General features: G+C 35.2%; 14 protein-coding genes. 13 read left to right on the top strand and 1 reads right to left on the bottom strand.

Annotated features, from left to right (window positions below; all coding sequences use genetic code 11):
• Positions 1-9: 9 nt before the first annotated feature.
• The gene (locus B7R65_RS05120; protein WP_088041665.1) at positions 10-624 is read right to left on the bottom strand and encodes a TetR/AcrR family transcriptional regulator; all 615 of its coding nucleotides are present in this window, start codon (positions 622-624) and stop codon (positions 10-12) included.
• A gap of 209 nt (positions 625-833) precedes the next feature.
• Here B7R65_RS05120 and B7R65_RS05115 point away from each other — a divergent pair, with 209 nt between their 5' ends.
• The 13 genes from B7R65_RS05115 (at position 834) to nuoN (ending at position 14,168) form a co-directional block, all read left to right on the top strand.
• Positions 834-1,496 (top strand): HlyD family secretion protein, encoded by a 663-nt coding sequence (locus B7R65_RS05115; RefSeq protein ID WP_088041664.1) that lies wholly within the window; start codon positions 834-836, stop codon positions 1,494-1,496.
• A 12-nt stretch (positions 1,497-1,508) separates the two neighbouring features.
• A complete protein-coding gene (locus B7R65_RS05110) occupies positions 1,509-3,284 on the top strand; it encodes a DHA2 family efflux MFS transporter permease subunit (protein WP_088041663.1) in 1,776 nt (591 codons plus the stop codon).
• 382 nt (positions 3,285-3,666) lie between these two features.
• Positions 3,667-4,035, top strand: coding sequence for an NADH-quinone oxidoreductase subunit A (locus B7R65_RS05105; protein ID WP_088001374.1), 369 nt, complete (start codon positions 3,667-3,669; stop codon positions 4,033-4,035).
• Positions 4,026-4,544: a NuoB/complex I 20 kDa subunit family protein gene (locus B7R65_RS05100; RefSeq protein ID WP_088041662.1), complete on the top strand. Its 519-nt coding sequence runs from the start codon at positions 4,026-4,028 to the stop codon at positions 4,542-4,544. The genes B7R65_RS05105 and B7R65_RS05100 overlap by 10 nt, the downstream gene beginning before the upstream one ends.
• Complete coding sequence (locus B7R65_RS05095) at positions 4,541-5,902, top strand: NADH-quinone oxidoreductase subunit C (RefSeq protein WP_088041661.1); 1,362 nt, start codon at positions 4,541-4,543, stop codon at positions 5,900-5,902. The genes B7R65_RS05100 and B7R65_RS05095 overlap by 4 nt, the downstream gene beginning before the upstream one ends.
• Positions 5,903-5,910: 8 nt before the next feature.
• Positions 5,911-7,011: an NADH-quinone oxidoreductase subunit D gene (locus tag B7R65_RS05090; RefSeq protein WP_088041660.1), complete on the top strand. Its 1,101-nt coding sequence runs from the start codon at positions 5,911-5,913 to the stop codon at positions 7,009-7,011.
• Complete coding sequence (gene nuoH / locus B7R65_RS05085; RefSeq protein WP_088041659.1) at positions 7,011-8,012, top strand: NADH-quinone oxidoreductase subunit NuoH; 1,002 nt, start codon at positions 7,011-7,013, stop codon at positions 8,010-8,012. Before B7R65_RS05090 ends, nuoH begins: the two co-directional genes overlap by 1 nt.
• A 31-nt stretch (positions 8,013-8,043) precedes the next feature.
• A complete protein-coding gene (gene nuoI, locus B7R65_RS05080) occupies positions 8,044-8,463 on the top strand; it encodes an NADH-quinone oxidoreductase subunit NuoI (RefSeq protein ID WP_025568978.1) in 420 nt (139 codons plus the stop codon).
• Positions 8,460-8,978: an NADH-quinone oxidoreductase subunit J gene (locus B7R65_RS05075; RefSeq protein WP_088041658.1), complete on the top strand. Its 519-nt coding sequence runs from the start codon at positions 8,460-8,462 to the stop codon at positions 8,976-8,978. The genes nuoI and B7R65_RS05075 overlap by 4 nt, the downstream gene beginning before the upstream one ends.
• Complete coding sequence (gene nuoK / locus B7R65_RS05070) at positions 8,975-9,289, top strand: NADH-quinone oxidoreductase subunit NuoK (protein ID WP_088041657.1); 315 nt, start codon at positions 8,975-8,977, stop codon at positions 9,287-9,289. Before B7R65_RS05075 ends, nuoK begins: the two co-directional genes overlap by 4 nt.
• A gap of 17 nt (positions 9,290-9,306) precedes the next feature.
• Positions 9,307-11,163 (top strand): NADH-quinone oxidoreductase subunit L, encoded by a 1,857-nt coding sequence (gene nuoL / locus B7R65_RS05065; RefSeq protein ID WP_088041656.1) that lies wholly within the window; start codon positions 9,307-9,309, stop codon positions 11,161-11,163.
• Positions 11,163-12,668: a complex I subunit 4 family protein gene (locus tag B7R65_RS05060; RefSeq protein WP_088041898.1), complete on the top strand. Its 1,506-nt coding sequence runs from the start codon at positions 11,163-11,165 to the stop codon at positions 12,666-12,668. Before nuoL ends, B7R65_RS05060 begins: the two co-directional genes overlap by 1 nt.
• 3 nt (positions 12,669-12,671) lie before the next feature.
• A complete protein-coding gene (gene nuoN, locus B7R65_RS05055; protein WP_088041655.1) occupies positions 12,672-14,168 on the top strand; it encodes an NADH-quinone oxidoreductase subunit NuoN in 1,497 nt (498 codons plus the stop codon).
• Positions 14,169-14,181: the final 13 nt, after the last annotated feature.

Below are 14,181 nucleotides of genomic sequence, written 5' to 3'. Positions count from 1 at the left end.
TAAATTAAGTTAATTCTCATCCATTTGAGTTGAAATAATTCCATTACGGGAAATAATCAACAGATGTTCTGCCATATATTTAGGTGAATAAGGCATGTCTTTTTCTAACCAGAATGAAATGACACTTAGTGTTGCTCCTGAAATATAACTAATTAAAAGGTCACCAGGGACTAACAAGTTCTTTTGTTTAGGTTGAATATAAGCTAATCCAGTTTCGAATGTTTTTTCTAAGACTGAATATAATTTGCGTCTAAAAATATTTGGTCCTTGTTTTTTTAATAAAACCTTATAGAAATGGAAATTCTTTTCAAGATGTTCAAATAGATGGAGATATGATTGGAATGCTATTTCGTCTAATTGTTCTGAAGTTCCATCGGTAGTCGTTTCCACATCTTTTATACTTTGATCTAACTCAATTAATTTTTCGCCAACAATTTGACGAATCATATGATACTTATCCTCATAATGACTGTAAAAAGTCGCACGATTTACATTTGCTTTCTTTGAAATATCTTGTACAGTAATCTCCTCAAAATTACCTTCAGCCAATAATGAAATTAATGCGTCCTGTAAAAGTTGTCTAGTTCGTAATACACGTGGGTCTAATTTATTTTTAATCGACATTTCAAATCTCCTTTGTCGTTTAACTTAGCCTAAACTAACAGTAGATAAAAAATATGTTGTTTAAGCAACAAAAATGAGTTTTTTAACGGTTGAGTACGTTCCTAAATCAATTATAATTAAAAACTATGAGAAGTAAAACAACAACGTGTTGTTTAGCTCCTAGTAAAGAAATAATGAGAGAATGAATAGATTTAGGAGGAATTTTATTTATGGGGAACATGAAGAAATTAGTATTAATTAATATAATCACTTTAGTCGTTTTAGTGGCTGGAGGAATTGGTGGTTATTATTATTATGATCAATCGACGAATTATGTAAAAACAGAAAATGCAAAAATTGATGGTCAACAAATCGTTATTTCATCACCTGTTGCAGGAAAGCTAGAGTCATGGAATGGATCGTTCGGTAAAACATTTTCACCAAACGAATCGATTGGTAAAATCTTAGCTGCACCTCAGAATGTAAACGACAAAGCTCATGAAGTTTCAGTATCTGTTCCAACATCTGCAACGATCGTTCAAACAAATGCAATTAAAGATCAATTAGTAGGGACTGGATCTACACTTGGTTATGCTTATAACTTAAATAACCTTTGGGTAACTGCAAACATTAAAGAGACTGAAGTAGAGGATGTAAAAAAAGGTCAAGAAGTAGATATTTATGTTGATGCATATCCTGACACAACTTTAACAGGAACAGTAGAATTTGTTGGACTAACAACTGCTAATACATTTAGCTTATTACCATCTGGAAATGCGAACGCAAATTATACGAAAGTAGAACAGGTGGTACCTGTAAGAATTTCTTTAGATCATAATAAGTCATTTGACATTGTTCCAGGGATGAATGCTTCTGTTCGTATTCATAAGTAAGGAGGAATTACTATGTCTACAGGAATCTTACTAGCATATGGAGGGTTTAGCGTAATCGTTTTTTATATCGTTAATCGATTCATGTTAAAGACTAAAAACGATGAGACAAAGGTACAAAAGAATAATCAAATACGTCAAGCAGACGAGAGTAATATAAATGAGAGATCTGAACGAGACAAAGAGGCTAAACCTGCTCAATCTCAATCAAGTGAACAATTAAGTTTTAGTATTGGAAAAGTATTAACTGTATTATTACTTGGAATGTTTGTATCAATCTTAAATCAAACGTTAATTAATGTAGCGTTGCCAGCTCTAATGGCAGATTTTAATGTAACGACTTCAACAGCACAGTGGTTGTCTACTGGATTTATGTTGGTTAATGGTATTTTAATACCAATTAGTGCTTATTTAGTTGATACATTTACTTACCGAAAATTATTTATCTTTTCGATGGTCTTCTTTACGATCGGGTCTGTCATTTGTGCGCTTTCAGGTAACTTCCCAATAATGATGGTTGGTCGTGTCGTTCAGGCGGTTGGTGCAGGTATATTAATGCCTCTTGGTATGAATATATTCATGACATTATTCCCGCCAGAAAAACGAGGCGCAGCAATGGGATTAATGGGTATTGCGATGATTCTTGCACCAGCAATTGGCCCTACTGTAACTGGATATGTTGTTCAAAACTATACTTGGCACATTCTGTTTTATGCTATGGCTATTATTGGTGTAATTACAATAATGTTAGCATTATCATGGTTTAAAATTAGTCGAAATCGTACGTTTCCAAGCTTAGATATATGGGGGATTGTAAGTTCATCGATTGGTTTTGGGACTTTATTATATGGCTTTAGTGAAGCAGGTAATAAAGGCTGGGAAAGTGCAGAAGTTGTTATTTCATTAATTACAGCCTTTATAAGCTTAAGTTTATTTGTATGGAGAGAATTAACTGCGAAACAACCACTGATAAATTTAAGAGTATTTAAGAACTTTAGCTTTTCTTATACTTTATTAATTAACTTAATCGTAACTACTGCATTATTTGGAGGTATGATTCTATTACCTCTATATTTACAAAATATCCGCGGATTTACACCAATTGAAGCGGGATTATTATTACTTCCAGGCTCTCTAATTATGGGGGCACTTGGACCAGTTACTGGTAAATTATTTGATAAATATGGTATACGACCTTTAGCAATTTTTGGTCTATTAATCATGACATATACAACCTACGAGTTTACAAAACTATCGATTGATACACCGTATTTAAAGATTATGTTTTACTATACTGTTCGTTCATTTGGTATGTCCTTTATTATGATGCCAATTATGACTGCTGGCTTAAACAAATTACCTGTTAAATTAATTTCACATGGTACCGCAACTCAGAATACATTAAGACAAGTTGCTGGGTCAGTTGGAACAGCGATCTTAGTTACAATAATGACAACTCAAACGACTAATCACTTAGCTGATTATTCGAATGAAATAACAAGAACTAACCCATTCATAACTGATTGGGTACAGCATGCAGGAACGCAAATAGCTAGTTCAAGTGGATTAGCTCCGAGCCAAGGCGGTTCTTTGGCAATTACAATGCTATACAGTCAAGCTTCTAAATTGGCCGCTATTAACGGAATAAATGACGCATTCATCTTTGCGACAGTATTATCTTGTTTAGCATTAGTACTTTCATTCTTTATGGGAAGTACGAAAAGTAAAAAGTTTGCGAAACCACAAGCTAAAAATCATCAGAAACAGTCATCAGAAACGATTGCATCATAAAATAGCCAGCTCATGATAGAGCTGGTTTTTTTTTTCGACAATTAAACCTTTTTGCAATATTGTGGAAATGTGAATAACTTTCTGTGGATTTGTGGATAACTTCTATTCTGATATAAAATATTAATAATTACATAAGATTATATAAGAGGTAGGATTTTATAAGTGAAAAATAAAAAATGTCTATTTAAAATACTGTAGAAAATATTTTCGAAAGATACTATTCAATTTTAGGATTAATAGCAATAAATATCGACACGTTTTTGCCACATTTGTTATAATGGATACGATTACAAAACTGAAAAATAAAAATTAATGAAAAATACATTATATTTATAATAAACATATAATGTAGGGCTCTGTAGTTAGGGGAGGGACAAGTTTCGTGAATGCTTATTTAAATAACTATGTGATCGTTGCTGTGTTTCTAATTATAGGAATTGCACTTCCAGTTGTTGCACTTTCAATTATTGGGAAGATTTTAAGACCACATGCACCAACTGAGGCGAAAAAAACAACTTATGAAAGTGGTATAGAACCATTTCATGATGCAAAAGTTCGCTTTCATGCTGGTTATTACATTTTTGCGCTATTATTCGTAATTTTTGATGTTGAAACTGTTTTCTTATATCCTTGGGCGGTTGCATTTGATCAACTCGGGTTTTTTGCCTTTGTTGAAATGATAATCTTTATTCTAATGCTCCTACTTGGACTTATTTATGCTTGGAAGAAGAAGGTGTTGAAATGGTTATGAAGCTAGATGGGATCTCCGTAGCAGAAATGGAAGAGCTCCAAAAAAATATTTTTTTCACAACACTTGAAGAAGTGAAAGCTTGGGCAAGAAGTAACTCGTTATGGCCATTAACATTCGGGTTGGCTTGTTGTGCAATTGAAATGATGGGCGTTGGCTCATCTCATTATGACTTAGACCGATTTGGTTCGTTTTTCCGTACTTCTCCACGTCAATCGGATTGTATGATTGTTTCTGGAACAGTAACGAAAAAAATGGCGCCAATCGTAAAAAGACTTTATGATCAAATGCCTGAACCTAAATGGGTAATTGCTATGGGTTCATGTGCAACGGCCGGTGGACCTTATGTTAACTCATATGCAGTCGTAAAAGGTGTTGACCAAATCATCCCAGTAGATGTTTATATACCGGGTTGTCCTCCAAATCCAGCTGCTCTCATTTATGGAATTAATAAATTAAAAGAGAAAATTCGTTACGAAGCTAAAACTGGGAAGCAGGTGACGAATAAATGAGCGAAGAAAAATCAAAAGAACAATTAAAAAAAGAAGCAGCAGAACGTGCGAAAGAGGCTGCTCGTCGTAAAATGGAACAATTAAATGCAGAAAAAGAAGCTTCAGGAAGTAAAGAAGCGACGAACGAAGAACCGGTTCAAACCGAAGAATCAGTTGTTGAACCGATAGTTGAAGCAAAGCAAGAAGATTCAGAAGATGAAAAAGCGAAAGCACTTGCACTTGCAAAGGCAAAAGCAGTGGCGGCAGCAAAAGCGAAGGCAGCAGCAATTGCTAAGCAAAAAGCTTCAGAAACAGCTGAATCAAATGAAACTAGTAATGATGAGGTCCAAGCATCAAGTGAAGTGGAAGCTACAGTTAATGCTTCAGATGATGACAAAGCCAAAGCGTTAGCAGCAGCGAAAGCAAAAGCAGTAGCGGCGGCAAAAGCAAAGGCAGCAGCGTTGGCAAAACAAAAAGCATTAGAAGGCGAAGCTGAAACTTCAGAAGATGCTTCAGATGATGATAAAGCAAAGGCACTAGCAGCAGCGAAAGCAAAAGCAGTAGCAGCGGCAAAAGCGAAGGCAGCAGCGTTGGCAAAACAAAAAGCATCAGAAGGTGGAGAAGTATCTTCTGAAGCAGGTGCGGATGATGAAAAGGCAAAAGCAATTGCAGCAGCGAAAGCAAAAGCAGTAGCAGCGGCAAAGGCGAAGGCAGCAGCATTGGCAAAACAAAAAGCATCAGAAGGTGGAGAGGAATCTTCAACAGATGGTTCAGATGATGAAGCGGCAAAAGCAAAAGCGAAGGCTATAGCGATTGCAAAAGCAAAAGCGGCTGCTGCAGCAAAAGCTAAAGGGAAAACAGATGGCGATGCAGTAGTTTCAGCAGAGGAAGCACAACCATCTCATAACCAACCTTTATTAGATGAAGTGAAAGCAATAATTGAAAAAGAATTTGGATCAGAGGTTATTGAGGAAGCAACAATCAATACCCTTTCTAAGCATGATCCGACATTTACAATTAAAAGAGATGCTTATTTTAAAGTAGCAGAGTTCTTAAAAAACAATGAACAGCTTGAATTTACATACTTATCGGGATTACATGGTACTGATTTTGTTGATTATATGGAAGTTTATTCTTACATCTATTCATATAAACGTAAGCATGGAATCGCGTTAAAGGTAAAAGCTGATCGAGACAACCCTGTGGTAGATAGTATTGCGACAATTTGGGAAGGTGCAAACTGGCCTGAACGTGAGACATACGATTTACTTGGAATTCAGTTTATAGGGCATCCGAAATTAGAACGTATACTATTACCAGAAACTTGGGTGGGTTATCCACTACGAAAAGACTATGTACAATTTGACGAGGGGGTGTAGGATAAGCCATGATTCGTACGGAAGAAATGCTATTAAATGTCGGACCGCAGCATCCTAGTACACACGGTGTGTTTCGTCTTGTGTTAAAGATTGATGGAGAAATCATTAAAGAAGCTACACCAGTCATCGGTTATCTACACCGAGGAACAGAAAAAATCGCAGAAAACCTACAATATACTCAAATTATTCCATACACAGACCGTATGGATTATTTATCAGCAATGACAAATAACTATGTAATCTGTCATGCAGTAGAAACGATGATGGATATTAAAGTTCCAGATCGCGCTGAGTATTTACGTGTTATCGCAATGGAATTAGGTCGTATTGCTAGTCATTTAGTTTGGTGGGGAACAAACTTACTAGATATTGGAGCAGTAAGTCCATTCCTTTATGCATTCCGTGAGCGTGAAATGATCATAAATCTCTTAAATGAACTTTGTGGTGCACGTCTAACATTTAACTATATGCGTGTTGGTGGAGTTAAGTGGGATGCGCCAGATGGATGGATTGAAAAAGTAGAAGAGTTTATTCCTTATATGAGAGAGCAGTTAAAAGGATACCATGAACTAGTTTCTGGAAATGAAATCTTTATTAACCGTGTAAAAGGAGTAGGAGCATATACGGCAGAAGAAGCAATCAATTATTCGTTAAGTGGTGCTAACCTTCGTTGTACAGGTGTTAACTATGACTTACGTAAAGATGCACCTTATTCAATTTACGATCGTTTTGAATTTAGTGTACCAGTAGGAACTGTTGGCGATGCATGGGATCGCTATATGTGTAGAATGCTAGAAATAGAAGAATCGTTAAAGATTTTAGAACAAGCTGTCGAACAATTCCCTGCAGAAGGTGATATCTTGGCAAAAGTTCCTAAGATCATTAAAGCTCCTAAAGGAGAAGGCTATGTAAGAATTGAGTCTCCTCGTGGAGAAATCGGTTGCTATATTGCAAGTGATGGCAAGAAAGAACCTTATCGTTTGAAGTTTAGACGTCCATCTTTTTATAACTTACAAATACTTCCGAAGTTATTACAAGGTGAAAACATTGCAAACTTAATTACGATATTAGGTGGTATTGATATCGTACTTGGGGAGGTAGACGGTTAATGATTGAAAATCTACTACAAAGCACACCGACTTGGATTAATTTTCTGATTTATTTAGGATTAGGCGTTATTTTTCTTTTTGTTGTTCTGGGATTTGTTACTTTTGGGATTCTTTCCGAACGTAAAGTAATGGGTTTTATGCAAGGACGTATTGGTCCTAACCAAGTAGGGGGACGCTACGGATTACTACAAACTGTAGCCGATGTATTAAAACTTTTATTAAAAGAAGATACAATTCCTAAAGCAGCGGATAAGCCACTATTTATTCTGGCTCCAGTTATTGCATTTGCACCTGCATTTATGGTTTTAGCAACACTTCCATTTACAGAGCACTTACAATTTGCTGATATTGGTGTTGGTTTACTTTACTACATTGCTGTATCAGGCTTAACAACAGTTGGAGTCGTGACAGCGGGTTGGGCATCAAATAATAAATATTCACTTATTGGTGGTATGCGTGCAGCTGCCCAAATGATTTCTTATGAAATTCCATTAGTAATGAGTGTTCTTGGCGTTATTTTATTAACAGGAAGCTTAAATTTAAATGATATTGTCAATGCACAAGAAAATGTATGGTTTATTGTGACTCAACCGATTGCTTTTATTATTTTCTTAATAGCAGCAGTTGCAGAATTAAATCGTACACCATTTGACTTACCAGAAGCAGAATCAGAATTAGTAGCAGGTTATCATACGGAGTTTTCAGGTTTCCGTTGGGCATTCTTCATGCTTTCGGAGTATGTTTACTTCTTTGCAATGTGTTCATTAATTACGATTCTATTTTTAGGCGGCTGGAAGCCAATCGTGTTCTTAGATTTTATTCCAGGTGCTGTTTGGTTCTCATTAAAATTTAGTGCAGTGTTATATCTATTAATTTGGTTTCGTGTGACGTTCCCACGTTTACGTGCAGACCAATTAATGGAGTTTGGATGGAAAGTACTATTACCAGTTTCTTTAGCAAATATTATGATAACAGCTTTAGTAAAAAGCTTATTCTACTAAACTAGAAGACCAATCTAAAGGGGTGTGAGTCATGATTGGGTTAGTAAAAGGATTAAAATATACGCTTCAAAATTTAACACGCGAAAAAGTAACGTATGATTATCCGAATCAACCGATTCCGTTACCAGATCGTTTTCGTGGCATTCAAAAGTTTTATCCTGAGAAATGTATCGTTTGTAATCAATGCTCAGCAATTTGTCCTACAGACTGCATTACTTTAACAGGAAAAAAACATCCGGATCCAACGAAAAAAGGAAAAATTATTGACACATATGATATCAATTTTGAGATTTGTATTCTATGTGATTTATGTACAGAGGTTTGTCCTACTGAAGCAATTATTATGACAAATAACTTTGAACTAGCTGAATATTCACGTGATGAATTGTTTAAAGATTTACAATGGCTTGATGAAAATGATCAAAACATTCGAAAGGAGAATAAAGCATGAATGGTTTTGTAGTTGCTTTCTTTCTTCTTTCACTTTCAGCAATTTTAGGTGGAGTCATGATGTTAAATTCATCGAAAGTTATGCATATGATGCTTTCGCTTGTATTAACGTTCATTAGTATTGCTGGTATTTATGTACTATTATCAGCAGAATTTGTTGCTGTTGTACAAATTCTGATCTATTCTGGAGCGGTTACAATCTTAATGATTTTTGGAATCATGTTAACGAAACATGATATCGAGAGTGAAAAACCAAAAAGAAACTGGCGCAATATCGGTGCATTAATCGGTGTTGTTGCATTTGGGATTGTTACGTTTCTAGGAGTTAATGGACTATCGATCGAATCTACTGAGGTGGATTTAGCTACGAATAATACAAAGAATATTGGATTACAAATATTCTCTAATTATGTAGTGCCTTTTGAAGTAATGTCTGTTTTATTATTAATTGCATTAGTCGGAGCAATTATTTTAGCAAAGTCTGATGATTCAAAAGAGGAGGGTACGAAGGAATGAATTCAGTTCCAATAAATGCTTATCTTCTTTTAGCGCTTATCTTATTCTGTATCGGTCTATATGGAGCATTAACGAAACGTAATACAGTCATCGTATTGATTTGTATTGAGTTAATGTTAAATGCAGCAAATATAAATCTAGTAGCATTTAGTAAATTAGGTGTTACTCCATCATTAACAGGACAAATATTTTCATTATTTACAATATCAGTAGCAGCTGCAGAGGCGGCTGTAGGCGTTGCAATCTTAATTGCATGGTATCGTCATCGTCAGACAGTCAATATCGATGAAGCAGATTCATTGAAAAGATAACTAGGAGGTGGAATTTGATGATGCAGTATGCTTGGCTTGTTCCGGTACTTCCGCTAATTTCCTTTCTAATATTAATATTAGCAGGTACAAAAGGTAAGAAAAGTAGTGGGATTTTAGGAGCGGCTTTAACAGGAATCTCATTCATCATCTCCTTGTTCGTCTTATTTGACCGTCTACAAGGGGAAACAGTGCAACAAATTTATACTTGGTTAACGATAGGAAATGTTGATGTTCATGTAGGATATGTAGTAAATGCACTAAACGCGTTGATGTTAGTCATCGTTACATTTGTTAGTACATTGGTACATATTTATTCTACGGCATATATGAAAGAGGATGACCGTATTACGGTGTTCTTCGCTTACCTTGGTTTATTTACATTTGCGATGCTTGCGTTAGTCATATCACCTAGCATTCTACAACTTTATATATTCTGGGAATTAGTTGGTTTAGGTTCATTTTTACTAGTTGGTTTCTATTTCTATAAAGAAGAAGCGAAAGCAGCAGCAAAAAAAGCGTTCATTATGACAAGAATTGGGGACGTTGGTTTATTCATTGGAATGGTACTTTTATTTTGGAAAACAAAGAGTTTTGATTTCGATCAAATATTCAATGTGATCCAAGGTGGACAAGTAAGTACTGGCATGTTAACTCTTATTGGTATTCTAATTTTTATTGGGGCAATGGGTAAATCAGGTCAGTTCCCACTGCATACTTGGCTTCCAGACGCAATGGAAGGTCCTACGCCAGTTTCAGCTTTGATCCACGCAGCTACAATGGTAGCAGCTGGGGTTTACTTAGTTGCAACAACTTATCCAATCTTTATTGCTAGTGGAACTGCATTAACTGTTGTTGCAGTTGTTGGTGGATTTACTGCGATTTTTGCAGCAAGTATTGGATTAGTACAAAGAGATATTAAGCGTGTATTAGCTTATTCTACAGTTAGCCAGTTAGGTTATATGATGCTTGCGTTAGGTGTAGGCGGATATACGGCTAGTATTTTCCATTTAACAACTCATGCTTTCTTTAAAGCCTTATTATTCTTAGCAGCGGGTAGTGTCATTCATGCAGTTCATACACAAGACATCTTTAAGATGGGTGGGTTACGTCATAAAATGAAATGGACGTCTACCCTATTCTTAATCGGTACACTAGCGATTACGGGTGTTCCTTTATTATCAGGATTCTTTAGTAAAGATGAAATTTTAGCTGCAGCTTGGTCAAATGGACATTATGTTTTATTCTTTATTGCGTTAACAGCAGCATTTTTTACATCGTTTTATATGTTCCGTTTATTTTTCCTAGTTTTCACAGGCGAAGAAAAAACAAAAGGTGCTCACGAGTCACCAAAATCAATGGTTATCCCTATGGCATTATTAGGTATTCTTGCAATATTTGCAGGGTATATTAATACACCATTCTTTGGTCGCCACTTAAATGAATTTTTATTGGATGGTGTCCCATTTACAATTACTGAGCATAGTCATGAACCAGTTTGGATTATGATTGTCGCAACTTTAGTATCACTTGCCGGAATTACACTTGCTTATAATATGTATGGACGAAAAGTGAAGAGTACGGAACAAGAAGATAACGGATTATTTTATGAAATCCTTCTTAATAAATATTTCGTGGACGAGTTATATGACTTAACGATTGTAAAAGGAATGTTTGCGATTGGTCATGTGATGTACGCAATTGAACGATTTATTATCGAAGGTATAGCGCTTCTAGTTAAAGGAATTGTGAGTAGTATTGGTGGTATAGGTTCAAGACTTCAAAGTGGTCAAGTTCAAACATACGGCTTTATTACTTTATTAGGCCTAGCGTTAATTTTATTAGTATTAGTTGTGAAAGGAGGGTACAACTTATGATGAATTCTCAATTTCTATTATGGGTTGTTTTTTCACCTCTTTTAGGACTGTTACTTGTATCATTTGCTCCGAAGACATCATATAAACTTTGGGCATTAGTAACATCAGTATTATCATTCGTTCTAACAGGACTTGCTTATATTGCAGGTCAAAATCATAATTTACAAGATTGGAATATCGCTTATAACTGGTTCTCATTTGGTAAATTCTTTGCTAATTCAACTAGATTATTTGAAGTGAAGTTTGAGCTAGGTGTTGATGGATTAGCTTTAGTAATGCTGTTACTAACAGGTATTATCTCATTAATAGCAGTCATAGCAGCATTTTCAATTAATAAAGGTTCAAGAGGCTTCTACCAACTATTATTTATCCTACAAATAGGTATGTATGGTGTATTTGCTTCTCAAAACTTAGTATTATTCTTCTTATTCTTTGAATTAACGCTTGTACCAATGTTCTTCTTAATTGGAAAATGGGGACGTTTTGATAGTGAAAGAGCGGGTTATCAATTCCTGATTTACAACGGATTAGGATCAGCATTTTTATTATTTGTAATTGCTGTACTGTTTGCTCGTACTGGTACTACAAATTACTCTGCTTTGGCGAATATCATTCCAATGGGATACGATACAATTAGTCCTATTTCAGAGAATCTAAAAATGACGTTATTAATCTGTCTATTAATTGCATTTGCAATTAAATTACCGTTATTTCCATTTCATCGTTGGATGGTGAATGTTCATACACAAGCAAATCCTGCAGTTGTAATCATTCACGCTGGTATCCTATTAAAAATCGGAACTTATGGTTTAATTCGTTTTGCTCTAGGAATATTCCCGGATCAATTCGAAAAAATGTCTGTAGCACTTGCGATTATAGGAGTAGTAAATTTACTTTATGGCGCGTATATCGCATTAATCCAAAAAGAACTACGATCTGTATTGGCATATTCTAGTTTCTCACATATGGGGATTGTAATCATTGGACTAGCAGCAATGAATACTGCTGGAATTCAAGGGGCAATTTTGCAATCTGTATCACATGGTTTAATTGCAGCATTACTTTTCTTACTTGTAGGCATGTTAGAAAACCGTGGTGATTCAACAAGTTTTGATCGCATTAGTGGTTTAGCAAAATCGACACCTAGAATAGCAGGATTACTATTGTTTGGTGGTATGGCTTCTCTAGGTTTACCAGGTTTATCTGGTTTCGTTGGAGAATGGTTATCATTTGTTGGCCTTTTCCAAAGTCATAAAATTATTGCAACAGTAGGTACGTTAGGAATTATTTTAACTGCAGCCTATATTTTAAAAGCAATCTTATCACTTAGCTTTGGAAAAACTAGTGAATTTGTTTCTTCATTCACTGATTTATCAAAGAGCGAAGCAGTGGCTTCAATTCTTTTAGTAGTCGCAATTGTACTACTTGGAGTTTATCCAGCATTCGTAAATGATATGATTTTATCATCGGTGGACTTTATCATTCAAGGGATTCGAGGTGTATAGAAGATGACATGGAAAGCATTATCTGAATTTCAATGGGGAACAATGGGTCCTGAAATAGTTCTAGTCGTTGCTGCACTTCTTCTATTAACCCTTGAACTCGTTTTACCTAAAAAAATCGACCGTAAAGTAATCGGTTGGGTTGGATTAATTAGTGTTGTAGCTTCATTTATTTGGCTTATTACTTTATTCTCACATGAGCCTGTCAATTTATTATTTGGCACATTTAAACTTGATTCGTTTTCATTAGTATTTAAATCCATTTTACTAATTGGAGCGATCTTAATCTTATTACTTGCAATTGGAGATAAATCAATCTCTGATCGTTCGGAATACTATACGCTATTTATTACTGCTTTAATTGGTACGATGTACATGGCATCAAGCAGTGATTTAATTACGCTATTTGTTGGTTTAGAGCTACTTTCTATTTCTTCTTACATTTTAGTTGGAATACAAAAGAGAAGAGAGGGTTCTTCAGAAGCGGCGCTTAAATATGTAATAAATGGTGGTATTTCTACCGCTATTACATTATTTGGTCTAAGCTACACTTTTGGCTTAACGGGTACAACAAATATCACAGAAATGAATTTAGCGCTATCTCAAGGCGTGGCGAGTAGTAATGAATTTCTACTGATCCTATCGTTTGTATTAGTCTTCGTAGGACTTTCATTTAAACTTGCTTCAGTACCGTTCCATATGTGGGCACCAGATGTTTATGAAGGAGCACCTACGCCGGTTACAGCATTCTTAGCTACGGTTTCAAAAACTGGTGGATTTATCATCGTTCTTCGCATATTCTTATCAGTGTTTGCAGGAGCACTATTGATGGAACAACAAAAATCTGTATTTGAAGTAATGCAGCCTGTTGTTGGCGTATTGGCCGCATTATCAATGATTGTAGGGAATACAATTGCTTTAAAACAAAATAACTTAAAACGTATGTTGGCATATTCAGGTATCGCACATGGTGGTTATATTCTTGTAGCGTTCCTAAGTATTTCGCCATTTATGTTTGAAAGTATTTGGTTTTACTTACTATCCTACACATTTATGACAATCGGTATTTTAACAATTGTCTATAATGTTCAACAGCAAAGAGGGACTGATTCATTATCATCATTTGCTGGCCTTGTGAAAAGTAACCCATATTTAGCAGTTGCAATGACAATTTTTGTCTTATCACTTGCAGGTATACCACTTACTGCCGGTTTCATTGGGAAATTAAATATCTTTTTAGGCGCATTTGTACCTGTAAAAGGATTTTATGTACTAGGTGGTATCTTATTATTAACAACTGTTATATCGTATTTTTATTACTTTGGCATCCTACAAAATATTTTCTTTAGAAGTGGTGAGGAGCGTAAAATCACTCTTCCGAAAACTCATGTTATAGTGATTTTAGTTTGTGCAGTAATGACAATTTTATTAGGTGTAAAACCATCTTTAGCTTATGATCTATTTCATAAGTTAGACATTGTGAAAGACTTCTTTATGGCGTAAAATAAATAGTATT

The sequence above is a fragment of the Bacillus sp. EAC genome (assembly GCF_002156875.1).
In the GTDB taxonomy this organism is placed as follows: domain Bacteria; phylum Bacillota; class Bacilli; order Bacillales; family Bacillaceae_G; genus Gottfriedia.
This window is presented reverse-complemented; position numbering and strand designations above follow the sequence as displayed.

Coding starts and splice junctions, on each gene's coding strand:
- B7R65_RS05110 (WP_088041663.1), top strand. CDS start 1,509: ATGTCTACAGGAATCTTACTAGCATATGGAGGGTTTAGCGTAATCGTT.
- B7R65_RS05120 (WP_088041665.1), bottom strand. CDS start 624: ATGTCGATTAAAAATAAATTAGACCCACGTGTATTACGAACTAGACAA.
- B7R65_RS05100 (WP_088041662.1), top strand. CDS start 4,026: ATGGTTATGAAGCTAGATGGGATCTCCGTAGCAGAAATGGAAGAGCTC.
- B7R65_RS05075 (WP_088041658.1), top strand. CDS start 8,460: ATGAATGGTTTTGTAGTTGCTTTCTTTCTTCTTTCACTTTCAGCAATT.
- B7R65_RS05115 (WP_088041664.1), top strand. CDS start 834: ATGGGGAACATGAAGAAATTAGTATTAATTAATATAATCACTTTAGTC.
- nuoH (WP_088041659.1), top strand. CDS start 7,011: ATGATTGAAAATCTACTACAAAGCACACCGACTTGGATTAATTTTCTG.
- B7R65_RS05095 (WP_088041661.1), top strand. CDS start 4,541: ATGAGCGAAGAAAAATCAAAAGAACAATTAAAAAAAGAAGCAGCAGAA.
- nuoN (WP_088041655.1), top strand. CDS start 12,672: ATGACATGGAAAGCATTATCTGAATTTCAATGGGGAACAATGGGTCCT.
- nuoI (WP_025568978.1), top strand. CDS start 8,044: ATGATTGGGTTAGTAAAAGGATTAAAATATACGCTTCAAAATTTAACA.
- nuoK (WP_088041657.1), top strand. CDS start 8,975: ATGAATTCAGTTCCAATAAATGCTTATCTTCTTTTAGCGCTTATCTTA.
- B7R65_RS05060 (WP_088041898.1), top strand. CDS start 11,163: ATGAATTCTCAATTTCTATTATGGGTTGTTTTTTCACCTCTTTTAGGA.
- B7R65_RS05090 (WP_088041660.1), top strand. CDS start 5,911: ATGATTCGTACGGAAGAAATGCTATTAAATGTCGGACCGCAGCATCCT.
- nuoL (WP_088041656.1), top strand. CDS start 9,307: ATGATGCAGTATGCTTGGCTTGTTCCGGTACTTCCGCTAATTTCCTTT.